Annotated in this window: 20 protein-coding genes and 2 pseudogenes; 13 read left to right on the forward strand and 9 right to left on the reverse strand. The window is 53.7% G+C overall.

All coding sequences use genetic code 11. The features are described 5' to 3' along the window. Nucleotides 1–24: 24 nt before the first annotated feature. Entirely contained in the window at nucleotides 25–606 is a 582-nt protein-coding gene (locus HF685_RS07355) for a hypothetical protein (protein ID WP_246218799.1), read from the forward strand. Between the two features lie 25 nt (nucleotides 607–631). Here HF685_RS07355 and HF685_RS07360 read toward each other — a convergent pair. Further along, nucleotides 632–1938: pseudogene (locus tag HF685_RS07360) on the reverse strand (hemolysin family protein). A 167-nt stretch (nucleotides 1939–2105) separates the two neighbouring features. Here HF685_RS07360 and HF685_RS07365 point away from each other — a divergent pair. Next, complete coding sequence (locus tag HF685_RS07365; protein WP_211051437.1) at nucleotides 2106–2786, forward strand: YiaD family glycine zipper/OmpA-like lipoprotein; 681 nt, start codon at nucleotides 2106–2108, stop codon at nucleotides 2784–2786. A gap of 79 nt (nucleotides 2787–2865) precedes the next feature. Continuing rightward, a complete protein-coding gene (locus HF685_RS07370) occupies nucleotides 2866–3645 on the forward strand; it encodes an SDR family NAD(P)-dependent oxidoreductase (protein ID WP_168818963.1) in 780 nt (259 codons plus the stop codon). 23 nt (nucleotides 3646–3668) lie between these two features. Here HF685_RS07370 and HF685_RS07375 read toward each other — a convergent pair whose 3' ends face one another. Further along, on the reverse strand, nucleotides 3669–4901 hold the full coding sequence (locus tag HF685_RS07375) for a UbiH/UbiF/VisC/COQ6 family ubiquinone biosynthesis hydroxylase (RefSeq protein ID WP_168818964.1): 1233 nt from the start codon (nucleotides 4899–4901) through the stop codon (nucleotides 3669–3671). A gap of 182 nt (nucleotides 4902–5083) precedes the next feature. On the opposite strand from HF685_RS07375, the gene HF685_RS07380 reads away from it, so the two are divergent. The 4 genes from HF685_RS07380 (at nucleotide 5084) to ribA (ending at nucleotide 10295) form a co-directional block, all read left to right on the forward strand. Further along, the gene (locus HF685_RS07380) at nucleotides 5084–7399 is read left to right on the forward strand and encodes a DNA translocase FtsK (protein WP_168818965.1); all 2316 of its coding nucleotides are present in this window, start codon (nucleotides 5084–5086) and stop codon (nucleotides 7397–7399) included. Nucleotides 7400–7490: 91 nt separating this feature from the next. Beyond that, entirely contained in the window at nucleotides 7491–8120 is a 630-nt protein-coding gene (locus HF685_RS07385) for a LolA family protein (RefSeq protein ID WP_168818966.1), read from the forward strand. A 301-nt stretch (nucleotides 8121–8421) separates the two neighbouring features. Beyond that, complete coding sequence (gene xth, locus HF685_RS07390; protein ID WP_168821367.1) at nucleotides 8422–9216, forward strand: exodeoxyribonuclease III; 795 nt, start codon at nucleotides 8422–8424, stop codon at nucleotides 9214–9216. Beyond that, nucleotides 9213–10295, forward strand: coding sequence for a GTP cyclohydrolase II (ribA, locus tag HF685_RS07395; RefSeq protein ID WP_168818967.1), 1083 nt, complete (start codon nucleotides 9213–9215; stop codon nucleotides 10293–10295). Before xth ends, ribA begins: the two co-directional genes overlap by 4 nt. Nucleotides 10296–10473: 178 nt before the next feature. Here ribA and HF685_RS07400 read toward each other — a convergent pair whose 3' ends face one another. The 5 genes from HF685_RS07400 to HF685_RS07420 all read right to left on the reverse strand — a co-directional run bounded on the left by HF685_RS07400 (nucleotide 10474) and on the right by HF685_RS07420 (nucleotide 15847). Beyond that, nucleotides 10474–12078, reverse strand: a complete 1605-nt coding sequence (locus HF685_RS07400; RefSeq protein ID WP_168818968.1) for a DUF4274 domain-containing protein — start codon at nucleotides 12076–12078, stop codon at nucleotides 10474–10476. 263 nt (nucleotides 12079–12341) lie between these two features. Continuing rightward, nucleotides 12342–12860: a single-stranded DNA-binding protein gene (ssb, locus tag HF685_RS07405; RefSeq protein ID WP_168818969.1), complete on the reverse strand. Its 519-nt coding sequence runs from the start codon at nucleotides 12858–12860 to the stop codon at nucleotides 12342–12344. A 40-nt stretch (nucleotides 12861–12900) separates the two neighbouring features. Next, the gene (gene feoB, locus HF685_RS07410; protein ID WP_168818970.1) at nucleotides 12901–14760 is read right to left on the reverse strand and encodes a ferrous iron transporter B; all 1860 of its coding nucleotides are present in this window, start codon (nucleotides 14758–14760) and stop codon (nucleotides 12901–12903) included. Nucleotides 14761–14763: 3 nt separating this feature from the next. Next, complete coding sequence (locus HF685_RS07415) at nucleotides 14764–15045, reverse strand: FeoA family protein (protein ID WP_168818971.1); 282 nt, start codon at nucleotides 15043–15045, stop codon at nucleotides 14764–14766. A 97-nt stretch (nucleotides 15046–15142) separates the two neighbouring features. Beyond that, nucleotides 15143–15847, reverse strand: coding sequence for a COQ9 family protein (locus tag HF685_RS07420; RefSeq protein WP_425500179.1), 705 nt, complete (start codon nucleotides 15845–15847; stop codon nucleotides 15143–15145). Nucleotides 15848–15944: 97 nt separating this feature from the next. Between HF685_RS07420 and HF685_RS07425 the strand changes: the two genes are divergently transcribed. Then, nucleotides 15945–17039: an alkene reductase gene (locus HF685_RS07425; protein WP_168818973.1), complete on the forward strand. Its 1095-nt coding sequence runs from the start codon at nucleotides 15945–15947 to the stop codon at nucleotides 17037–17039. A gap of 48 nt (nucleotides 17040–17087) precedes the next feature. Here the strand turns inward: HF685_RS07425 and HF685_RS07430 are convergent, their stop codons facing one another. Then, nucleotides 17088–17543: a DUF1465 family protein gene (locus tag HF685_RS07430; RefSeq protein ID WP_168818974.1), complete on the reverse strand. Its 456-nt coding sequence runs from the start codon at nucleotides 17541–17543 to the stop codon at nucleotides 17088–17090. Between the two features lie 124 nt (nucleotides 17544–17667). Beyond that, nucleotides 17668–17865, reverse strand: coding sequence for a YdcH family protein (locus tag HF685_RS07435; protein WP_168821369.1), 198 nt, complete (start codon nucleotides 17863–17865; stop codon nucleotides 17668–17670). Between the two features lie 196 nt (nucleotides 17866–18061). On the opposite strand from HF685_RS07435, the gene HF685_RS07440 reads away from it, so the two are divergent. The 5 genes and pseudogenes from HF685_RS07440 (at nucleotide 18062) to tilS (ending at nucleotide 23659) form a co-directional block, all read left to right on the forward strand. After that, nucleotides 18062–18220 carry a DUF465 domain-containing protein gene (locus HF685_RS07440; protein WP_168818975.1) on the forward strand — a complete coding sequence of 53 codons (159 nt, stop codon included), beginning with the start codon at nucleotides 18062–18064 and terminating at the stop codon, nucleotides 18218–18220. 124 nt (nucleotides 18221–18344) lie between these two features. Beyond that, nucleotides 18345–20632: pseudogene (ptsP, locus tag HF685_RS07445) on the forward strand (phosphoenolpyruvate--protein phosphotransferase). A 197-nt stretch (nucleotides 20633–20829) separates the two neighbouring features. After that, nucleotides 20830–21690, forward strand: a complete 861-nt coding sequence (locus HF685_RS07450) for a helix-turn-helix domain-containing protein (RefSeq protein ID WP_168818976.1) — start codon at nucleotides 20830–20832, stop codon at nucleotides 21688–21690. 111 nt (nucleotides 21691–21801) lie between these two features. Then, on the forward strand, nucleotides 21802–22698 hold the full coding sequence (locus HF685_RS07455) for a tol-pal system YbgF family protein (RefSeq protein ID WP_168818977.1): 897 nt from the start codon (nucleotides 21802–21804) through the stop codon (nucleotides 22696–22698). A 13-nt stretch (nucleotides 22699–22711) separates the two neighbouring features. Next, nucleotides 22712–23659 carry a tRNA lysidine(34) synthetase TilS gene (tilS, locus tag HF685_RS07460; protein ID WP_168818978.1) on the forward strand — a complete coding sequence of 316 codons (948 nt, stop codon included), beginning with the start codon at nucleotides 22712–22714 and terminating at the stop codon, nucleotides 23657–23659. Nucleotides 23660–23691: the final 32 nt, after the last annotated feature.

Raw genomic sequence — 23691 nt, forward strand, 5'->3', positions numbered from 1 at the left:
ATTGAAATATAGGGGTTTTACATCATGATCACGCTGATTTCTGCAAATTGGCTGCTGTTCCTAATCGCATTGCTGACAGGCGTTGCGACTGCTTTTTGGGCATGGGCAGCATCAGGACGGGACGACAGCGTATCCGAGCGATTTGATGCCAATGATGGCTTGCTCGAGAAAGCGGGTGAGGCTTTTCCATCAACGGCTGAGCCAGTTGCTCCTGCGCCAACGCCCGATGCACCGGCCGCTGCCGCTGCAGTCGCTGTTCCAAAACCTGCCCCGGCACCGGCACCGCGTCCGCGCAAAAAGCCGGTTGTTGCAGAGGTCGTGACACCCCCGCCGGCTGGCAAACCAAAAATTGCTGCCGCCGTTGGCGAACCCGATAACTTGCGCCTAATCAAAGGCGTTGGGCCGAAACTCGATGCGTTGCTTAACAATCTTGGTGTTACGCGCTTTGACCAGATTGCCACCTGGACGGCCGAAGACATAGCCGAAGTGGATCAATACCTCGAAAGCTTCAGCGGTCGCATAACCCGCGATGCCTGGATTGATCAGGCGAAATATCTGGCGAAAGACGATATTGCGGGCTTCGAAAAGAAATACGGCAAGCTCTAGAGTCAGGACTTGGACTAAGCGTTTTCTAGTCTATTTCGGGATTGGTCGCGCGAATAATCAATTTGTCGATCTTGCGCCCATCCATGTCGACAACTTCGAAAACCCAGCCCTGGTCTTCAAAGCTTTCTCCTTCTTCAGGCAAATGGCGTAGCTGCGCCAGCGCGTGGCCGGCAACAGTGGCATAATCGCGATCTTCTGACAGCTTGATGCCCAACCGGTCTGCTAGCGCATCGATCGCCATCGCGCCGGAAACCAGCAAGCTTCCGTCCGCGCGCTCGATAACACTGCGCTGGGTTCTCTCGTCCTGATCGGAAACAAACTCACCGGCGATGGAACTGAGCAGATCATTGGGGGTCACAATGCCTTCAAAATGGCCGTATTCGTCATGCACCAGGATCATCGGAACCTCGGCCTCGCGCAAAATATCGAGCGCGTCGAGGGCATCCAGCTGGTCAGGAACTTTTTCCAGCGGCCGCATCAACTCCCGCAAGTCGAGCGTCTGGCCGCTAAATTGCGCTGCCACGATATCCCTCGCCACCACAACACCGCGAATTTCATCAACAGACCCTTCGGCAACCGGCAGACGGCTATGCGGCGATTCGATCAGCATGGCATGAATTTCTGCGGTGGTCGCGGAAATTTCCAGCCAGTCCACCTCTGTTCGTGGGTCATGACTTCGCGAATGGGGCGGTCCGCCATGCGCACGACACCGGCGATCACGGCTCTTTCATGTTCCTCGATAACACCGGAACGGGTCGCCTCGGCGAAAACCATCTGGAGTTCGTCGGCGGTGACGTGCTGTATCTGGTCGCGCTTCAACCCGAGCGCGCGGAATATGATCGCGCTTGTACCATCCAGCAGCCACACCAATGGCGCAGCGACTCGCGCTAACAAATCCATGGCGGGCGCCATGATTATCGCGATCCGTTCGGCCGAACGCAGGGCAAACTGCTTTGGAACCAGTTCACCGATAACCAGCGAGGCGTAAGTTGTCAGGCCGATAACCAGCGCAAATCCGGTCGTAGCCGACCATTCTTCTGCAAGACCCAATGCCTGTAATCGCTCTGCTACCGGGCCGCCAAGGCTGGCTCCGGAGTAAGCGCCGGCGATAATACCGATCAGTGTAATGCCAATTTGCACAGTCGAAAGAAATTTGCCGGGATCGCTAGCGAGCTTGAGCGCTGTTTTAGCGCCCCTGTTCCCCTGATCGGCCATACTGTGGAGATGCGCTTTGCGCGCAGAAACAATCGCGAGTTCGGACATTGCGAACACGCCGTTGATCAAAACTAAAATAACGATGATGGCGACATCATACCAGGGAAAGGGTGTCATAATATCCAAGTAAATAAGGGAATAAGCCCAAAGGCCCCTATAGCCATAAGTTTTACAGAATGACAAACTTCCTGTCAGTCATTGTTCATCTGATTTGTGGTTAACGGCAACCATCTGGTTGAAAAAGCGTATTATCTATATCAGATTCAACAGAGAGGGAACGCATTATGAATATGAAGAAAATTATGATCTCCGCAGTTTCGCTGAGCGCACTGACATTGACCAGTGCTTGTGTCACCAATCCGGAAACGGGCAATAGAACAATTTCCAAGGCAGCAATTGGCGGCGTTGGAGGCGTGGTTGGCGGCTATCTGCTCGGCGACGTTTTGGGCGGTCGCAACGATAGGACTGCGAAAATCGTTGGCGCTGGTCTTGGCGGCCTCGCAGGCGCGGGCATCGGTTATTATATGGACCAGCAGGAGAAGAAGCTGCGTGAGCAGACCGCTGGCACTGGCATTGATGTGACCCGTGAAGGTGACAACCTCATCCTCAATATGCCATCCAATGTAACTTTTGCGGTGGACAGCAGCGCGATCCAGCCGAATTTCCAGACGACACTCGGCAGCGTTGCCAACACCTTGTCACAATATGAAAAAAGCTATGTTGACGTGCTTGGTCATACCGACAGCACCGGAACCGATGCCTATAATCAGGCATTGTCGGAACGTCGTGCTGAATCGGTCGCCAACTTCCTGTCCAACAGCGGCGTGCAACGGGCGCGGCTGGCAACCAAGGGCTATGGCGAGAGTCAACCGATTGCAACGAACACCACAGAAGAAGGCCGCGCAGCCAACCGCCGCGTGGAAATCAAGATTGTTCCTATTACCGAGGATGATCTGAATAACTAATTTGGCGCTTGCGCTGACGTAATATTATCGGGCATCCTCAACCTAGTTTCACACATTTTGTTTCACTGGATGCCCGATAATGACCACATCGAATTTTTCGCCCAATTTTTCTATTGACCTGACGGGCCGTACGGCAATTGTCACCGGTGCATCTGCCGGTCTGGGCCGTCGTTTTGCCAAGGTTCTCGCGGCTTGCGGCGCTAAAGTAGCGTGTACAGCGCGGCGCAAGGACAAGCTTGACGAACTGGTTAGTGAAATCACCGCTGACGGCGGGACCGCCGCTGCGTTTGCGCTGGATGTGCAGGATGCCGATCAACTCAAGGCAATCATACCCGCGGTGACGGAAACATTGGGCCAACCCGATATTCTGGTCAATAATGCCGGTATTGTAGACGCTGAACATGCCGTCAGAATGTCCACGGAACTGATTGACGATGTCTTGGATACCAATTTGCGCAGCGCATACATATTATCCTGCGAATTTGCGCGGCCTTTGATCGAGCAGAAGATGTCGGGACGGATTGTCAATATCGCCTCTATCGCCGCAACCCAATATGGCGGCAACGGCGCGGCGCTGTATTCTGTCACCAAAGCAGGCATTGTGCGCGTAACCGAGGCTCTCGCGGTCGAGTGGGCAAGATTCCACATCAATGTTAACGGAATCGCGCCAGGATTGTTCAATACGGATATGAGCGATGGGATGATCGATCGGGCTGGCGACTTCTCGGTCCACTTCCCCCGTAAACGGCTGGGCCAGCCGGAGCAGATGGACAGCACATTGCTCTATCTGGTATCACCTTCGTCAGAAGTGGTGACGGGCACGGTGATCAAGGTCGATGACGGTCAGGGACCGCGCTAGGTTTGTGACGCTAGTGTCCAAATCTAAACCAGATCACCCATCAACAGTGCTGGCAGATCACCACTTTCGCCCCGCGCCTCCGCCATGAATTGCGCTTTGAGTGGCGGGATCCGCTGGACGATGCCAATACCGAAACGCCGGATCGCAGAAGACGTATCACCGGGCAAACCAAATAGTCGCGTCAATATGTCTGTCGCTGCAGATACCATAAGATTATCGAGGCTGCGCCAGCGGTCATAGCGCGCCAATATTTGCGTATCGCCAAGATCCAGCCCGGTCCGTGCGCCATCCACAACGCATTGGGTGAGCGCAGCCACATCACGCAATCCCAGATTAAGCCCCTGCCCCGCTATCGGGTGAATACCGTGACCCGCGTCGCCAACCAGCGCCAGTCGCTTGGCGACCAGATCAGAGCTATGATGAAAACCAAGCGGATAGGTGGAACGCGGTGAGAGCAATTCCATCGCGCCGAGAAAACCTCCGGTTTTCTTCATCAGTTCGGCAACAAAGGCGCGTTCGTTAATCTTTGCCAGCGCTGGTCCATCGTCCCGCGCGACTGTCCACACAATCGCCGAGCGATGTACGCGACCGGCATCCTGCATCGGCAAAACCGCAAACGGGCCTGCCGAATAGAATATTTCGTAAGCGGTATGGCCGTGCGGTTGCTGGTGGGAAACTGTGCAGATAATCGCGCTATGCTCATATTGCCAGCGTGCCATTGTGATGCCTGCTTCCTCGCGCATCATGCTGCCGCGTCCATCAGCGGCAACCAATAACGGCGCCCGTACGGATGCTCCGCTATCCAGCGTAACGGAAACAATATGCTCGCTGCGATCACAGATCTCTACCTGCGCTGGCATATGCAAATCGATCAAATCATGGGCTTGCGCTGCCTCGAACAACAGCTGCCGTAGCACGCTATTTTGCACCATCACGCCTAGCGGTCCGTCTGTTTCGTCGGGTGTAAAATCAAGCTTTCCGGGCTTCAGGCCGTCGTTTATGATAATCTGACGAATATTGCAGCCATGCGGCTCCAGCGTTTCCGCCAGCCCTAAGGCTTCAAACATTTTCCAACTCGCGCTGTTGATTGCCGAAACCCGCGCATCGTTTTGCGCATCAACCAAGTCAGTTTGTTCTGCCCGATCAATAACCGTAACTTTCAGCCCATGGGCTGCGAAAGCAAGGGCCTGGGTCAATCCAACCAGTCCCGCACCAAGGATAATCACATCGCTGTTATGGAGGGTATCGCTGTTCATATTGCCTCATATCCATTTCAGTTCCGGACAGGATAGATGGTCAATGGTGTAAAAGGAAGCATCTTGGGGCGATAAAAGCTTTCAAAAAAACACGCGAAACTTGACGGCGACTCCCCGATTCGCGCAAAGGAAGATTTGGTTAATGTGAACGCCGATCTGAGTAAGGCGTGGGAGCTAGAATAATGGCCGGCAAGGCGAATGAAGCAAACTGGCGGGAGTTGATGCGTTTGAGCGTTGTGCGCAGCGGTGCGCTCATCGGCGCTCTGGCGCTTTTGCTTGCCACCGTTTTTTTGTTTCTCGCTCTTGTCAGCCATTCTCTGAGCGACCCCTCGTTCAACACGGCGGCGGGCGCTGTGGAAAATAACTGGATGGGAATACTCGGTTCCTATGCGTCCGATCTGTTGTTCTCGCTGCTCGGTATATCGATTTTCGCGATTTTGCCCCTGATGCTGGTGTTCGCCAACCGGCTCTGGAAGGATATTCCCCAGCCTGGCTGGAAGGGCCAGCTACTCTGGTGTTTATTTGGCGCTTTTCTTATCGCGACCGCTTTGTCGCTCTGGTTCCCGGACAGTCAGGTTGAATTGCCGTCCGGTTGGGGCGGTCTGGCCGGGATGCTCTCGGCCAAAGGGATTGCCGCTGGCCTCAGCGCAATATCAACAAGCTGGAGCGGGATTGCCTCGGGCGTGCTGATTGCGCTGACCCTGACCGGCGGTGCGGTGATGAGTTATTTCAGCTTGCGCCTCGACAAACCCCTCTTCCGCCCGATGCTCAAACTTCCCGAAATGAAGAACCCGTTTAGCAAGAAAGATCTTGATAGCGGTCTAGTAATAGAACCATCGGTAAGCCAAGCGCCCGCAGCGGCCAAGAAGACACCGGTACCGCGCAAGGAAGTCAAACCCGACAACCGGCCGCCACCAGAAATTAGTGACCGCGCGCTGCCGCCTAAAAAAGCCGAACTCGGCAAAGGCAAGCAAGGCGATTTTTTTGGTCCCTATTCGCTGCCCTCGATTGATTTGCTAATCCCACCGGTGGCGCAACCTAATAACGTCATCGACAAGGCCGGGCTGGAGCGCAATGCACGCTTGCTGGAATCGGTGCTCGATGACTTTCACGTCAAAGGTACGATCAACGCCGTACGGCCGGGCCCTGTCGTCACCATGTATGAGCTTGAACCCGCGCCCGGCATCAAAGCCAGCCGCGTAATCCAGCTTGCCGAGGATATTGCGCGCAATATGTCGGCGCTATCCGCCCGCGTCGCAGCTATTCCGGGCCGCACGGTGATGGGCATTGAGCTGCCGAACGCAAATCGCGAAATGGTGTCGCTGCATGAGATGATCGGCAGCGATAGTTTTCAGGAGCAGACCGGACAATTGCCGATTATTTTGGGCAAGAATATTTCCGGCGATCCGGTCATAGCTGATCTTGCACCGATGCCGCATCTGTTGATTGCGGGCACCACCGGTTCGGGTAAATCGGTCGGGCTCAATTGTATGATCGTGTCGCTATTGTACCGGCTCACGCCCGACCAGTGTAAAATGATCATGATCGACCCCAAGATGCTGGAACTCAGCACGTACGATGATATTCCGCATCTGCTTTCCCCGGTGGTTACGGAACCCGCCAAGGCGATCCGCGCGCTCAAATGGGCGGTGGAACAGATGGAAGAACGGTACCGGATGATGTCATCCATCTCGGTGCGTAATCTGGCCAATTATAACGAGAAAGTGAAGGCTGCCAAAGCCAAGGGCAAGCCGCTGGGCCGCAAAGTCCAGACCGGCTATGATCCAGATACCTCACGCCCGATCTACGAGGAAGAAGAGCTGGATTTTGAAGTCCTGCCGCAGATCGTGATCATCGTCGACGAGCTTGCCGACCTTATGATGACCGCCGGCAAAGAGGTCGAATTCCTCATTCAGCGCCTCGCACAAAAAGCCCGGGCTGCTGGCATCCATCTGATCATGGCAACCCAGCGTCCGTCTGTTGATGTCATTACCGGCGTTATCAAAGCCAATCTGCCAACCCGGATCAGCTTTCATGTGACCTCGAAAATCGACTCCCGCACCATCTTGGGTGAGCAAGGCGCAGAGCAGCTGCTTGGCAAAGGCGATATGCTTTACATGCCCGGTGGCAAGCAGCTCACCCGCGTGCATGGTCCGTTTATTTCCGATGATGAGGTCCGGTTCGTCGCCGACCATTGGCGCGCGCAGGGCTCTCCTGATTATATTCAGGCGGTCACCGAAGAGCCCGAAGACGGCAGCTATGCGCTTGATGGCGCGGACCTCAGCGACAGCAAGGAAGACCGGCAATATGCGCAGGCCTGCCAAATTGTGTTTGAAAGCCAGAAGGTGTCAACCAGCTGGCTCCAGAGGCAATTGCGAATCGGCTACAACACCGCTGCGCGAATCATTGACCGGATGGAAGAAGATGGTTTCATTTCCCCGCCCAACCATATTGGTCGCCGCGAGGTGCTGCGCGATCAGAATGGTGAAGTGATATGATGCGGGTCTGACTAGCCGATTGCCGGTCAATTCAGGTGCGGTTCAATCGCGTTCTTGTAGTTTAGAACTCAAATATTCTGGAGTTTTCAATATGTTAAAATATGCTTTTGCTCTCGCCGCCGCGCCGCTGGCGTTAATGGCCAGCAGCACCGCCACAGCCCAGCAGAGTCCGTCTGACAGCCTGAACACGATTTCAGCCCATTTGCGCGCAATGACCACCATGACCGCAAATTTTACGCAGGCGGACCGCAGCGGACAGGTTCTTTCAGGAAAACTGACCCTGAAGCAGCCGGGCAAGATTCGCTTTCAATATGGCAAGGACGCAAACCTGCTGATCGTTGGCGATGGTAAGTCTTTGACAATGATAGATTATGATGTGAACCAGGTGCAGCGCTGGCCGATCAAGAACAGTCCTCTTGGTGCCCTGCTCAACCCCGAGCGTGATCTGTCAAAATACGGCAAACTCATACCGACTCGCAATCCCGGTGTCCTGAGCGTTGAAGTGCGCGATCCAAAACGCCCGGAATATGGTGTCATTACAATGATTTTCACCAAATCCGCGCGGGGGCCGGCCGGCCTTGTGCTGGATGGCTGGGTATCGCTCGATTCGAAAAATAACCGGACCTCGATCAGGCTCGAGAACCAGAAATTTGGCGGTTCCGTAGACAATAGCACCTTCAACTGGACCGATCCGCGCAAGAAAAGCCGCAGCAAACGATGAACTGAGGCCCCGGTTCGACCAGCGGATGCCATTCAGGATTCCGTTCATACAAGCGACAGAAACGCCGATCTATAAGGGTTACAGGATGAGATGAGGCAGTCAGGTTTTCCCCCTGTTACCTGATGATACAATCTTCGGACCATCCTATGCGTGACGAACGCGAGTTAGCCCCCACCTCCTAAATGCCCCCGGAGGTGGGGGTTTTTCATTCAAAATCTGCCCTCACAAGACTATAAAATTTGCAAAAAATCATGTGGCTTTTGACTTGGGTTTCGCTGTCAGCATGGCTAGACAGCTTGCCATGACTGATAGCCTGAAAATCGTAAGCTGGAATATTAACAGCGTCCGCGCCCGTATCGACCTTGTTGAGCGTTTCCTGACCGAGGTCTCACCAGACATATTATGTCTGCAAGAAACCAAGGTGCGTGATGATCAATTTCCGGAAGGGATGTTCCGGCGTTTGGGTTACAATCACCAGATATTATGCGGGCAGCCGATGCATCACGGCGTGGCCATGATCAGCCGGGTGCCGCTGCATGAACATACCCGCCACGACTGGCAAGATAACGGCGAAGCACGGCATGTCGGCGCCATCCTGAATAACGGCGTTAGAATCGAAAATGTATATATCCCGGCAGGTGGCGAAATTCCTGACCGCGACGCCAATCCAAAATTCGGACAGAAACTCGATTATTATCAACGCATGATTGACTGGTCAGCGGATCTGAAAACGCCGACAATATTAATGGGCGATTTCAACATCGCGCCGCTGGAAGCGGATGTCTGGAGCCACAAAAAACTGATCAATGTCGTTAGCCACACGCAGATTGAAATTGATGTTTTGAAAAAACTTCAGGATGCCCATGGCTGGGTGGATATCGGGCGGAAATTCATTCCGGACCCCGAACGCCTCTATACATGGTGGAGCTATCGCGCGCACGATTGGCGTGCCGCCGATAAAGGCCGCCGTCTCGACCATGTCTGGACAAGTCCGGAGCTGGCCGACAAGGCGGTAAGCCATAGTGTCCACGAAGATTCGCGCGGCTGGACCAAGCCATCGGATCATGCAGCATTGATTACGGAATTTGAATTTTGAATGACTCGCCTCAGGACGAGGCCAAGAAGGTCGCGGCGCGGCGCGCAGCCCGCGCGATTGACGCACTCCGCCGTGGCTGGCTGATCGGGGTCAAGGCAAATGGCGAGATTCTCAACCTGCTGCCTGTCGAAACCGGCGATCTGGACAGTTCCCTGGCAGACAAAGACCAAGTGTCATTACTCATATCTGCCAGCCGCGCGGATACGCTAAAGCTTTTGAACCAGCTTGCCGCCGCTGATCCGCTCCTGCCCGTGCAAATCACTCTGGATGGTCCGGTGACAGCGGAGGAAGTGATCGCGATTGTCGATCCGGTGCTCGATATGCGCCATCCGATGAAGGGACCGTTCCGCAGCGAAGCACTGAACAATCCGGTCGCAGCCAAAGCGGCGATGGAACTGGCAAGACATGGCGGCCTGCTTCCCGCCTTCATCATCACAGATGGACCTGCCGAAGATTTGGTCATGGCAAGTGACGTTGCTGCCTATGCCGATTCCAGCGCATTAATCATGAGCGCCCACGCCAAACTGCCGGTTGCAGCCAATGCAAACGCGCATATCTACGGTTTTCGCAGTGATGCGGACGCCACAGATCATATCGCGCTGGTTGTCGGCGAGCGCGACGACAGCACGCCGGTTGTGCGCCTGCACAGCGAATGCCTGACCGGTGACGTGCTGGGCAGCCTGAAATGCGATTGCGGCCCGCAGCTCCACAGCGCGCTGGACCAGATGAGCGAGGCGAAATGGGGCGTGTTGCTATACCTGCGACAGGAAGGTCGCGGGATCGGGCTTATCAATAAACTCCGCGCCTATGCGTTGCAGGATCAGGGTTTTGATACCGTCGATGCCAACCAGCGGCTCGGCTTTGCGATCGATGCAAGGGATTTCGGGATTGCGGCGCGAATGCTGGAATTGCTCGGGATAGCCAATGTGAAGCTACTGACCAATAATCCGGAGAAGGTCGAAGGCTTGGAACGCTGCGGCATTGCTGTTGAAGAACGATTGCCGGTAAAGATAGCCGCCAATCCACATAATGAATTTTATCTCGATACAAAGCGCGACCGGACGGGGCATAAGCTTTGAGCGTTATCCAAGTTAATACTGCCGCACTGACACTGACTTGCAAGAATTGCTAGCGACTGGTGCGGTCTACTTAATCCCTTATCTTTCAAATATTCGTTTCAGCTATACCGCTAAAGTAGGTTCATTATTAGCGGCTAACGTGTTTTCAGTCGTCATGTCAGTCTGATTTACCGACATTTCACTTTAGATTAAAAAGAATACGAAACAGGAGCTTGGCAGCGAACCAGAGCGTCGGCAAGACTACTAAAAATCCAAACACCAGGACCGCTACCATTCCATAATTTTCCCTAAACGCGCCCACATCGTTAAGGAAAAGATATCCCAGCACCGCACCAACTGACAGGCTTGTTACCATGGAAATAGCGACCCTCAGTTTTGGAAAGCCAAAGCCATGAGAGTTCAGGATCGACTTCATCGTTTGGATGCACGATAGCGCACTGTAGGACAAATATAGCAACAGGCCACCTCCGATCAGCCAGCCAATTACCTGCCCATATCGCGATAATGCGCCAATAGTAAAAGCTACAAGAACTATCCCGATAAAGACCGTGTTGAAAATTAACGATATCGCCTCAGATTGAAAACCCGGCAATCCCGCATTAACATCTTTTTGTTCAGTCCCATCGCGAATTGCTCTAATTCGGGCAGAAGCATCGTCGACAGAAACCGCCCCATCATCCTTTCGTGCTTCGTTAATCGGGCGCTGAAAATCAGACTCGGTGACTACTGCACCGCTCCCCATTTCAGAGCCGTCAATATCGAAATACAGGGGGAATTTGTTATAGAAATCATTCTGGCTACCATAAACGCTGACTTTTCGTCCGACGATATTTGAAAGTTTCATATCCGGGTGAAGTTTGACCTTGGGATCAGTCAGATCTTTCTGGCGTTCAACGATTTCCTTAACGTCGCCAATCTCGTTATCTTCATCTTTGGGAGCAAATCTAGAATCCGTATAAGCCCCCTTGGCGACGAGGTAATTGAATTCAATTTCCGAGCGGGTATATCCGGTTGTATTGAAACGTTCAGAAATATACCGCAACATCGGCGCGACGGCATAAATGTCATCGCCCATTTTTGCTTCTTCGGTTTCGTAATCACAGCACGCAGGTTCGCCTTTCCAAAAGACAAGGAGCGCTGTGGCTCTGTCACATTCCGGCTGGGTTACGATCCAGTATAAGACATCCAGCCGATTATCCCAATTCCAATCGGCAGCAATCAAATGCCAGTCATCTGGCGACCCTTCTTTCAGATAATCAATTTGAAGCGCAGTCAGATGTTCTTCACGTATTTCTGCGTTATGAAATTCCTGAGGATAGCGCTTGGCAAATTCTCCGTTGAGATCAATTTTCTGTCCACTGATAGACAGTTTCATATCCTCATGGGATTTCAAAGGCGACTGGGCTAACTGCTCTTCATAGCTTACAAGCTGTTCGTAATCACTTTCGATATAGGAAGTGGCTTCGAACGCGATATTTGACCTTGTAAATCCATGTTCGTTCAGCCTTTGACTTATGAATTGCGCCATCTTCCAATTCTGGTTCTCGTTATCAATCGGTTGCTCCTCGGCCAAGAGACGGAGGAAACTTTGAGGACGCGTTTTCCAGAAAATGTTCAATGCAGTCGCTTTGTCACATTCATCCTGACGGACGATCCAGAACAACGGGTCTATCGGCCCACCCGTATAATAATCAAAACTAATCGCTACGCGGTGCCAATCTTCGGGCGACGCATTTTTCAACCAGTCGATTTGACGGTCTATCCGTTTTTCTTCGCTGTCCATTTGGCTTCAATCTTCTCAATTATTCGAAATATTGAAGTTGCTATATCACTTAATATTGAAAGCATTGTTAAATGTATTGCCGATTATCCAAAGAAAAAATGGTACAGAAGGACGATTAGGTTCGACGCTGGATAAGTCACCGTTGGGCTAATATCTGATTATTGAACGGGTCGGTTGAGTCCGGACTGTCGGCACTCCAGACATTCAAACATGATTGTGCTTTTGCGGATGGACAAACCTGCTAAAAACCAGATACTCGACAACTAAAACGGCACATCATCATCCAGATCGCTGTCAAATGCGCCGCCGCCCTGACCACCGCCTGATCCGCCACCGGTCTGGCCCCAGCCGTCGTTGGAACCACCTCCCTGGCCCCCGCCAGAAGAGCCGCCGCCCCAGCCGTCGTTGGAGCCACCACCTTGTCCGCCGCCACGCGAATCAAGCATTTCGAGCTTGGCATCAAAGCCCTGCAAAACAATATCTGTGGAGTAGCGGTCATTACCCGATTGGTCCTGCCATTTGCGGGTCTGCAACTTGCCTTCCAGATAGACCTTGCTGCCCTTGCGCAGATATTTTTCCGCAACGCCTGCAAGACCTTCGTTATAGATCGAGATATTGTGCCACTCGGTCTTTTCTTTTTTCTCGCCGGTCTGCTTGTCTTTCCAGCTTTCCGATGTCGCAACGCTGAAATTGCAGACTTTGCCGCCGTTGTTGAACGTGCGCACTTCCGGGTCCTTGCCCAAATTGCCTACGATGATGACCTTGTTAATGCCGCCTGCCATGTCTGAAATTCCCGTTGATTATGAGTCGATGCGGACCGTCCTACAACCCCAATGCGACAGCAGTCCAGTACGTTATGCCTGCGGCCAGATATGCCAAACCAAAAAGATAGGCGAGCATGAACATCGGCCATTTCCAGCCATTGGTTTCGCGGCGGGTCACAGCGATGGTCGAGATGCATTGCGGCGCGAAAACAAACCATGCGAGGAATGCCAGAGCGGTCGGCAGCGACCAGCGGCTTTGCAGGCGCTCGGTCAGCGATTTTGCTTCGGCTTCTTCATCCGGCGCATCAATCGCGTAGGTCGTGGCCAGCGCCGCAACAGCCACTTCGCGCGCCGCCATGGCCGGGATAAGCGCCAGTGCGATATCGCGATTGAAACCAATGGGAGTGACAATCGGTTCAATCACATTGGCGATCCTGCCAGCAGCGGAATAATCCACCTGGCTAACCGGACTGTCGATCGGCACTTTGGGGAAACTCAGCATGAACCACAAGATAACCGTGGCTGCAAAAATAATCGTCCCTGCCCGGCGCATGAATATATAAGCGCGCTGCCACAGGCCCAGAGCGACATCGCGGATGCGGGGTAGCTGGTATTTCGGCATCTCCATAAGAAAACCACTATTCGGGCCTTTGGTGACCGTCCGGCGGAGCAGCAACGCAGCGACCATCGCGCCGACAATACCGAACAGATACAATCCGAATAGCACCAGTCCCTGCAAGCCGATACCCGGACCAACGCTGGTCGGAGGAATAAACGCGCCAATGATAATCGCATAAACCGGCAGACGCGCCGAGCAAGTCATAAGCGGCGCGACCAATATGGTGGTTAGCCGGTCATTGGGATCAGAGATGCTGCGCGTTGCCATGATACCCGGGATGGCGCAGGCAAAGGAGGATAACAGCGGAATGAAGCTCCGACCGGACAGGCCTACGCCTGCCATCATCCGGTCCATGATGAAGGCAGCGCGGGTCATATAACCGCTGGCTTCCAGCAGCAATATAAAGAGAAACAGGATCAAAATCTGCGGCAGGAAAACGACCACGGACCCCACCCCAGCTATCGCCCCCTCGATGATGAAGTCTCGCAAAAATCCTTCTGCCATATTGGCTTCAACGGCGCCGGCGGCCCATGCACTCGCCGCTTCAATCCAGCCGATAGGCGCTTCTGACCAGGCGAAAACCGCCTGAAACATTACGAATAAAATCGCCATCAGGATGAGCGGCCCACCGAAGGGGTGAAGCAGGACTGCGTCCGTGCGTTCAGACCAGCGCCTGCCTGCGGTTTCGGATATCACGGCCTGTGACGCGATTTTCTTGGCCTGTTTGCGCAGACCATGATCGCGTTCTTGGGACACGATAATATCCGCGTCCGTCGCCTTTGCGGCCAACCGTGTTTCCACGGCAGCCGATAGTTCCTGCAGGCCACGCCGCCGCACGGCCACTGTCGGCACCACCGGCACACCCAGCGCCTTTTCCAGTTTTTCCGGATCAAGGGTCAGGCCATCGCGTTCCGCCAAATCCATCATATTGAGCGCGCAAACGACCGGTCGGCCCAGCGCAATCACTTCCAGTGCAAAGCGCAGATGATTGTCGAGATTGGCGGCATCCAGCACAATGATGATGGCGTCCGGCTTGCGCTCACCGGAAAACTCGCCGGTGATCACGCCGCGCGTTACCTCTTCATCGGGACTGGTCGGTTCAAGGCTATAGCTTCCCGGCAGATCAACCAGCTCTGCCGGTCGCCCATCCGGCAATGTGAAATGTCCTGATTTACGCTCAACTGTCACGCCGGGATAATTGGCGATTTTCTGCCGCGCCCCGGTCAGCGCGTTGAACAGCGCGCTTTTGCCCGCATTGGGGTTGCCCGCCAGGACAATCAGAGGGGCTGCCTTGGTCATATATTATGCTGTCGCGATTACCGGGACCAGTTCGACCGTGATCGCTTGCGCATGGGATTTGCGCACTGCAATCATCATCCGGCCCACCTTTAGCGCGATGGGGTCATTAAACCCGAACATGCCTTTATGCAGTTTTTCGACCGTCACGCCCTCATCCAGCCCCAGCGCGCGCAATCTCCGGCCTTCTGTTTCAGACATGCTGGTCCAGTCGATAGCCAACACTTCCCCGCATTGCCGCAAGGAAAGCCGGTCAAGGGTGATGGTTGATTTCACTGGTGCGTGCATATACAAACTCGACAATCTGTTATTGCAACTGATTATCAATATTGATTGTGTTTGGCGAGTCTTTTATTGTATATCTGTGCCAGGCATAGCGCGAAAATCAAACTCCGCGATACCGCAAACGCCCGATAAACCGGGCCATGCTGAAACGCTCGCCACCGGGACGCGTCAGCTTGGCCTTGGCTTTTTCAAACTGCATCACGTTCTCGATCCGGCGACCGAGAAACGCCTTGGTATCGGCAAGGCCCTCGCTCTCGTCATCCAGAAAAACTGTGATCGTACTGCCATATACCGCCGACAATAAAGTGCGCTTAGTATAGTGGTTATAGTCGGTTGCCGTGTCACCCGCCAGCCGCCACATTTTATCCGCTGCACGCCAACCCAGCTTGGCAGCGATGGGCAGGTTTGGAGGCGCGGCCAGTATTGCCAAAGCCCGCCGCAAACCTTCTCTCTGGGTCTCCATCTGTTCCAAGCGCGCCTCCACCAATGCGGTAATCCGTTCCCGAATTTTCATCGCACCCAGCTGCTCTTGGGAATATTTCGCCGCCATCCCTTCATCAATCGCCTGAAACCAGGCATCGATCATATCAACCGCGCCCTCATTGAAAGCCAGCCGCGCCATATCCGCATCAATACTGGCCTGCTCCGCCGCCGCAGCCACTGCTTTTTCGTTCCAGCCGTCAAATGCCGCTTGCTCGGCCAGCAACGGCGCTAAAAAGACGCGCACTTCATCGAGAGTGGGATCAACAGGCAATGGGGTGGGCATAAAGGCTCCTGAGATGGACGAAAGATATCCTATCAACATAGAGTATATTTATTGGCTTTCAAAGCATTGCATTGACGCGCCCGCTCTCTTAACTGTCCAGTTAACTTCTGATAACTCTTCCACAAAGGGAACCCGCGTGACCACATTATTCGATTCCATCAAACTTGGCGCCATTGAAGCGCCGAACCGCATGCTCATGGCTCCCCTTACACGCTGCCGCTCTACCATGCAGCATGTGCCGACACCGATTATGGGCGAATATTATGCACAGCGCGCGAGTGCCGGGCTAATTCTTTCCGAAGCTACTGGTATCAGCCAGCAAGGCCTCGGCACACCGTTTGCGCCTGGCATCTGGAACGATGAACAAACCGAAGCATGGAAACCGATTGTCGAGCAAGTGCATGAGGCTGGCGGGCGGATTATGTGCCAGCTCTGGCATATGGGCCGCCTCGTTCACTCGGATTTCAACAATGGCGAGCGACCGGTTTCTGCTTCTGCAACGACCGGCCCCGGCGTGATCCGCACCTACCAAGGCAAGAAGGACTATGAACAGGCACGGCCTCTGGAAATTTCCGAAATGCCTGGCTTGCTCGACGACTATGCCAATGCTGCCGAGAACGCCAAAAAGGCCGGTTTTGATGGTGTGCAATTGCACAGTGCCAACGGCTATCTGATCGACCAGTTCATCCGGTCTGGTACAAACCTGCGGACCGATGAATATGGCGGCCCTATCGAAAACCGTATCCGCTTGCTTGGCGAAGTGACCCAGCGGCTTGTTGATGTCTGGGGCGGCGATTACGTCGCGGTGCGCCTCTCCCCCAATGGAGATTCCCAGGGCGCGGATGACGCAACGCCAGTAGAAACATTCACGGCAGCGGCCAAAATGCTCAGCGATATCGGTATCGCGTTTCTCGAACTGCGCGAACCGCCTGCGCATGGCACTTATGGCAACACGGATGTGCCAAGGGTTAGCCCGGATATCCGGCCTGTGTTCAACGGCCCACTGGTTTTAAACAGCGATTATTTCTACAAAGAAGGCACAGAAGCGCTCGCCCAGAATAAAGGCGATGCGATCAGCTTTGGCCGGACTTTTATAACCAACCCCGATTTGCCGGAGCGATTCCGCACAGGCGCCGAGCTAAACCCGATCGACTTCACGCCGACCTGGTATAGTCAGGGACCTGAAGGCTATATTGACTATCCAGCTTTGGATGAGACGGTGGCAGCCTGATCAAACAAGATCACCAAACCCTATAGTTTCCGGGCTATCGGGGAATGTCTAAAAGCTGCTCTGCAGTCGGCGAAGCATGTTCAGAACGGCGGGCTCATCTTCCATGTCGCGCTCAAGCCGGGCGGACAGTCTTTGCAGGCGTTGGAACAGTTCTTCGCTGGCCATTACAATTTGCTGCGCTTCGACCGGAAAACGCTCAACCATCGGACCATCGCTTGCCGCCGCATAGCCCAAAGCACGGTCATGGTTCCAGGCCTCGCCTTCGCTAAGCTCGCCGCTGTGCAAGGCTTTTTGGTTTAACAGCCATGCGATACAATGCATCAAGCGGGTCGTAACTTTCAATGATTCGCACGAGAATGATACGGAAAGCGTCGCATCAGCATCGCAATCTTCATGGAAGCGCCCGGACTCGAAATAGGATCGCGCCTCATCCGCAAGCACCATGGCTTCGGTATAAAGCGCGTCCAGCAATTTTGGTGTAAGCAAGGCCTTAGCTTCCGTCATAGGGCCTGCTTAGCAAATTTTTGCGCCACAATGACAGTCCAAAATCACCATCAAAAAAGGTTAATGCAACGCTGTTCCAATGTGACACGGTGCGGATAGTTAAGATGAAGGCAACGCAGCAGATCTATGCGATGATATCCGGGATCAGCGCATTCTCGATCTGAATGATCCGGTCCCGCAGCAATAATTTGCGCTTTTTGAGCCGAGCTGCCCGCAGCTGATCGGTGCTACCAGACTCCAGAAGAGCCGCAATCGCTTGATCCAAATCGCGATGCTCCACTCTCAACAGTTCAAGGCGCTGCCGCAACTCTTCATCGCTCATCGCCATTTTGAACCCAATCACCCCTTGCGTGTTTGCCAATATTTTGTAATCTTAACCTTATTCGTGGTTCATGTCGAAACCAAGACAATTGTAATCATGATAACGTAACCGCGCCGAAATGCCTTTGGCCGCCGCAATGAAAGGGACGCCCGCAACAACTTTCAAAACAGCATGTTTTCATTTCAAGGAGAGATTTATGGATCATAATCATGTCACCGCACTGCGCGGAAAACACGAAGCCCTCGACCGTCAAATTAATGATGAGGAAAGTCGCCCGTTTCCAGACACGATAAAAATCCACAAACTGAAAAAAGAAAAACTGCGGTTGAAGGAAGAACTGCTGGCAGAAGCTTGACGATAGTTTTTCGCCGTTAGCCAAGGTTAGTGGCGACATCTATGATCGCTTTCGACAAATCTTTGGAATACCGCTATTGCTTATCGCCTGATTAGATAGTTTCTGATAGGCTTCGGCTATGGAAATGAGTTCGACCACCAGACCCGTATCCGCTCCGGTTACGGCACGCAGTATATTAACCGGATTGCGCGCTATCATGGCCTCTTCCGGCAATGCCCAGACCAAACTCAATCAAGTCGTGGATCGGATATCAGAAGCCGTCAGCAGCGAAGTTTGCTCAATCTATTTGCTGCGCGACGGTGTGCTTGAACTCTTTGCTACTCATGGCCTTAATCAGGAGGCGGTTCATGTCACAAAACTGGCCTATGGCGAAGGGCTGACCGGGTACATCGCAAAAAACGTCGAAACGCTAAATCTTGATGAAGCCGCGAGCCATCCGGATTTTCAATATCGCCCTGAAACCGGCGAAGAAAAATTCCATAGTTTTGCAGGTGTTCCGATCATCCGGAATCAGCGAGCGGTCGGCGTGTTATGCGCTCAGCACATCGAACCGCGAAAATATTCAGACGAAGAAATAGAGGCATTCGAGACATCAGCAATGGTGCTCGCAGAGCTCATTGCCAATGCTGACCTTATCGACGAACATAGTGTTGACATTCCAGAGGTTCACAATGACGGGGCACTCCGACTGACCGGGCTGCAGTTGGTCAAGGGGAAGGCAAGCGGATACGCGGTATATCACCAGCCGCGCGTGAAGATTGAACATACGGTAGCCGAAGATACCGAGGCGGAACGGCATCGCGTATATTCGGCCTTTGACAAGATGAGGGCCCAGATTGACCAGATGACCAGCCAAGCCGAATTCGGCGTCGGCGGCGAGCATGAAGAGGTGCTCGAGACATATAAAATGTTCGCTTATGATGAGGGCTGGAGCCGGCGCATCAATGAAGCGATTGACAGCGGGCTCACCGCCGAGGCTGCGATTGAACGCGTGCAACAACATACCCGTATGCGGATGCGGCAAATTTCCGATCCTTTGCTCGCGGAACGGATGCATGATCTGGAAGATCTTGCCAACCGTTTGCTCCGAATAGTGTCTGGCCAAATGGGCACGGCAGCCTCGATGGGGCTGCGCAAGGACACTATTCTTATCGCTCGCAATTTGGGCCCGGCGGAATTGCTAGAATATGACAGGCGGCGACTAAAAGGGGTTGTTCTGGAAGAAGGCTCACTGACCGCGCATGTGACAATCATAGCAAGAGCGATGAACATTCCTATTCTCGGACAGGTCAAGAATATCCGCCAGACGGTGCGGGACGACGATCACTTGCTTTTAAATGTGGACGAGAATGCTCTTTTTGTACGTCCAAACGTGACCATGGAACAGGCATTCGAAACGCAGCTTGAACGCAGCCAGAAAAAGCGCGCCGATTATGCCGAGCTTAAAGACAAAGAGTCAGTCACAAAGGATGGCACCCGGATTACGCTGAATATCAATGCTGGCTTGCGGGATGATATCGCCATGCTCAGTCTTACCGGTGCTGATGGCATCGGACTGTTCCGCACCGAATTCCAGTTCCTGGTGGCAGCGACGATGCCCAGCCGCACCGGACAAACCCGGCTGTACCGCGACGTTCTGGAGGCGGCGGGCGAAAAGCCGGTCATCTTCCGCACAGTCGATATAGGCGGCGACAAACCTCTGCCCTATTTTCAGGCCAGCATAATCAAGGAAGAAAATCCGGCGATGGGTTGGCGCGCAGTACGTGTTGGACTGGAGCGCGCAGCCTTGATGAAGGTGCAAGCGCGTGCTTTGCTGGAAGCGTCGGCTGGCAAGAAGCTCAATGTCATGTTCCCGATGGTCGCGGAACCCTGGGAATTTGATGAAGCGAAAACGGTGTTTGAGAAACAGATCGATTATTTGCGTGCTCGCAAAAAGCAACTTCCCGTATCCATCCGCTACGGCGCAATGCTAGAAGTTCCAGCGCTTGCCGAATGTCTGGATTTAATGGCGCCGAGACTGGATTTTCTTTCCATTGGTACCAATGACCTTACGCAATTTTTATTCGCGGCAGACCGCAGCAATCCCAAGCTCGCGGAGCGCTTTGACTGGTTGAGCCCGGCAATTTTACGTTTTCTCGCCAGAGTTATCAAGGAATCGGAAGAACGGGGCATCGAGCTAAGCGTGTGCGGAGAAATGGGCGGAAGACCTCTTGATGCGTTGGCGCTGCTTGGTCTGGGCGTAAAACGGCTTTCGATTACGCCGGCTTCAGTCGGTCCAATCAAAGCCATGGTGCGGTCGGTTGATCTTAATGAGGTGCGCAAGCAACTGGACTCTATCTTGAAAGCCCCCCCGAAAACTCCCGCGAATATCTGCGGAAATGGGCTGCAAAACATCGCGTCGATCTGGGTTGACGAACCGTTGCCCTTTTAAAGGAACGGTGAAAATATCGGGATATTTCTCTTTGAGACGTTAACGGACGTCACATATTCTCGTTATCCTCGTGATTGACTCTGATAATCATTGACTTTACGCCCGCGCGGTGGCTTTTCTCTTGCTGGGGTTTCAAGGGGTTCGGGGTCGCACTACGAACCGGCCGTAGGAGAGTATTTTGGCCGAAGATGATTTAAATGACAGCAAAGCCGAATTGAGCTTGCATAGCTCTGGGGATATGCTGCGCCATGCGCGCGAGCAAAAAAATCTGAGTATCGAAGATATAGCAAAAACAACGCGTATTCCCCAGCGGCATCTCAAATCAATCGAGGCTGGAGATTTCGCGGCATTGCCGGGACGCACCTACGCTATCGGCTTTGCCAAATCTTACGCACGGGCGGTGGGCATAAGCGAAGTCACAATCGGGACGCAGTTGCGCGAAGAAATGGATGAACAGGGTCACGCCGCCTATCAACCGGAAACCAGTGGCTATTCTCCCGCTAATCCTACTAGCATACCACCCAAAATGCTTGCGTTTACGGCGGCCGGAATTGGAGCCTTGGTTCTTGTCGGTTATCTGATTTGGCGCACTTTGGTGCTGGAGCCATCCTCGCTGGCGACGGACATAAACGAAACGGATGTTGCGGGTGAAGTATTAGACGAGAACCAAACAGGCACCCCGCAGGTGGCCGCTGGTCCCGCTCCTGCGCAAACCGGCACAGTGGTTCTGACAGCAACCGAAAAGGTCTGGTTAAAAATTTATGATGAAGATGGCGAACGGCTGTTTGAAAAGGAAATGGCAGCAGGCGAGAAATTCACAGTTCCTGCTGATGCCAAAGGCCCGCAGATCTTGACCGGCAGGCCTGATGCTTTAACAGTCACCATTGACGGGCAAGTCGTACCGGCCTTGGGCACGGCAGAGCGTACGATAAAAGATGTCGGTATTAGTGCAGCCGCGTTGCTTGCGCGCGGCGAGGCGGGAGCAGGGGCAGGAACGATCGCCACGCAGAACGGAAATGATGATTCCGATACGAACTAGTTGATACCCGCGAGCATCGGCACATTGCGGGCTTCCCGGCGGCACCAGCAAATCTATTTACTTTTCAGGGCGATATATGGTTAATATAGCGTTCTAGTTGGAGGCACCCGCATGAAACGCGCTATATTACCCTTACTGATATCCAGTTTTCTGGTCTCAATTCCCGCATATGCGCAGGATTCCGGCGTTGGGAAAAGAGTGGATCGGCTTGAGAAAGAAATGCGTGCCGTTCAGCGCAAAGTTTTTCCGGGCGGATCAACCAAGTTTTTTGAGCCCGATATTGCGCCGGAAAATGCCGCGACAAGCGCACCCTCTACAACAACCTCTGCGGTGACTGATTTAATCGCCCGCGTCGATGCGCTGGAACGTAGCATGGCCGACTTGACCGGCCAGGTGGAGCAGAATGGCTTCCGACTGAAGCAGATTGAAGACAAAATGGCCGCAATGGAAACACCCGGGTCTTCCGCAAGCACCGGTGGAACCTCTGTTTCATCGTCTGTTTCATCGTCCGTTTCTTCATCCGCCCCGGCTGCAGGCGCCAGCACAAGCAGTGCAACAGCAACACCTGACCCTGAGCGCGTCGAAGTCGTTGCTTCGATTGTCATGCCCGATACCGGAGATGCGGGCGAGGACGCTTATATTTATGGATATCGCCTCTGGGAAGCCAAATATTTCCCGGAAGCGCAAGCCCAGTTAAAAAAGGCGGCGGCGGATCACCCCGATCATCGCCGCGCCAGCTTTTCGCAAAATCTGCTGGGCCGCGCCTATCTCGATGATGGCAAGCCCGCGCTCGCGTCAGTCGCTCTTTATGAGAACTATCAAAAAATGCCCCGCGGTGAACGAGCGCCAGATAGTCTCTATTTTCTCAGCACAGCGCTCGTGCAACTTGGCAAAAAAACGGATGCTTGCCGGGTGCTGGGTGAACTTCAGGATGTCTATCCCGATGAGGCCAGCGGGCGGCTCAGCGACCGGATAGCCAGCGGCAAAAGCGCGGCTGGGTGCAAATAGAAATGGCAGACTAATGGATGACACGGCGCTAGTAGACCATTTCAATGCTGCTATCGTCAGTCTCTTGCCCGGTTTTGCTAACAATGATGATATTCTGGGGCTTGCGGTATCGGGCGGACCGGACAGCCTGGCATTGCTACTACTGGCTCACGAAGCCTTTCCAAAACGGATAGCCGCAGCAACGGTAGACCATCAACTCCGCAGAGAAGCGCGCGACGAGGCTCTGTTTGTTGCCAATTTATGCGCCGAGCGCGGAATTTCACACAGCATATTGACCCCCCGCATCCCCATTCGCGGGAGTATTCAGGCAGAGGCCCGCAAGGCGCGATACAGTCTGCTGCACGGCTGGATGGAACGTGCCAATATTGCATGGCTCGCAACCGCGCACCATGCCGATGATCAACTGGAAACGCTGGTCATGCGGATATTGCGCGGCAGCGGTCTTGATGGCATGTCCGCCATTCGTGCCCGGCGAGGACATATCGTCAGGCCACTGCTGGACATAACCAAAAACCAGCTGGTGGAATTTGTGCAGTCGCATGAAATAGAGCCAATTGATGATCCATCCAATCAGGATCAGGGATTTGACCGTGTACGGGTGCGAAATGCTCTTGCCGGGTTGGAAGGTTTTGATGTCAGCCTGGCCAATCACAGTGCCGCAGCGCTTGAAGACGCGCGGGTTGCGTTAAACTGGATGGTAGACGGCCTGGCTGCAGATCACCTGAGCAAGACAGAGACCGGCTGTGTTCTGGCAAAAACCGACTTTCCACACGAAATTCAGCGCCGTTTGGTCTTGAAGGCCATCCATATCTGCGACCCTGCCCTCTCACCGCGCGGGGAGCAATTGGAACGCACGATAGCAGCTCTGGGCACGAACCAGACGACCACCATCGGCAATATATTGTGCCAGGGCGGCGAACAATGGACTTTTAGTCCTGCTCCCAGACGCCAGAATTCTTAGTATTTCGAGATATTTGCCGTAGATGACGAACA

This window comes from Parasphingorhabdus halotolerans (assembly GCF_012516475.1).
GTDB lineage: Bacteria > Pseudomonadota > Alphaproteobacteria > Sphingomonadales > Sphingomonadaceae > Parasphingorhabdus > Parasphingorhabdus halotolerans.

Bases quoted from the DNA above. Each gene is read 5' to 3' on its own strand.
- xth (WP_168821367.1), top strand. From the start codon at position 8,422: ATGACTGATAGCCTGAAAATCGTAAGCTGGAATATTAACAGCGTCCGC.
- feoB (WP_168818970.1), bottom strand. From the start codon at position 14,760: ATGACCAAGGCAGCCCCTCTGATTGTCCTGGCGGGCAACCCCAATGCG.
- HF685_RS07375 (WP_168818964.1), bottom strand. From the start codon at position 4,901: ATGAACAGCGATACCCTCCATAACAGCGATGTGATTATCCTTGGTGCG.
- HF685_RS07355 (WP_246218799.1), top strand. From the start codon at position 25: ATGATCACGCTGATTTCTGCAAATTGGCTGCTGTTCCTAATCGCATTG.
- HF685_RS07420 (WP_425500179.1), bottom strand. From the start codon at position 15,847: ATGTTGATAGGATATCTTTCGTCCATCTCAGGAGCCTTTATGCCCACC.
- HF685_RS07385 (WP_168818966.1), top strand. From the start codon at position 7,491: ATGTTAAAATATGCTTTTGCTCTCGCCGCCGCGCCGCTGGCGTTAATG.
- HF685_RS07365 (WP_211051437.1), top strand. From the start codon at position 2,106: ATGAATATGAAGAAAATTATGATCTCCGCAGTTTCGCTGAGCGCACTG.
- HF685_RS07380 (WP_168818965.1), top strand. From the start codon at position 5,084: ATGGCCGGCAAGGCGAATGAAGCAAACTGGCGGGAGTTGATGCGTTTG.
- HF685_RS07370 (WP_168818963.1), top strand. From the start codon at position 2,866: ATGACCACATCGAATTTTTCGCCCAATTTTTCTATTGACCTGACGGGC.
- HF685_RS07400 (WP_168818968.1), bottom strand. From the start codon at position 12,078: ATGGACAGCGAAGAAAAACGGATAGACCGTCAAATCGACTGGTTGAAA.
- tilS (WP_168818978.1), top strand. From the start codon at position 22,712: ATGGATGACACGGCGCTAGTAGACCATTTCAATGCTGCTATCGTCAGT.
- HF685_RS07415 (WP_168818971.1), bottom strand. From the start codon at position 15,045: ATGCACGCACCAGTGAAATCAACCATCACCCTTGACCGGCTTTCCTTG.
- HF685_RS07455 (WP_168818977.1), top strand. From the start codon at position 21,802: ATGAAACGCGCTATATTACCCTTACTGATATCCAGTTTTCTGGTCTCA.
- HF685_RS07435 (WP_168821369.1), bottom strand. From the start codon at position 17,865: ATGAGCGATGAAGAGTTGCGGCAGCGCCTTGAACTGTTGAGAGTGGAG.
- HF685_RS07430 (WP_168818974.1), bottom strand. From the start codon at position 17,543: ATGACGGAAGCTAAGGCCTTGCTTACACCAAAATTGCTGGACGCGCTT.
- HF685_RS07440 (WP_168818975.1), top strand. From the start codon at position 18,062: ATGGATCATAATCATGTCACCGCACTGCGCGGAAAACACGAAGCCCTC.
- ssb (WP_168818969.1), bottom strand. From the start codon at position 12,860: ATGGCAGGCGGCATTAACAAGGTCATCATCGTAGGCAATTTGGGCAAG.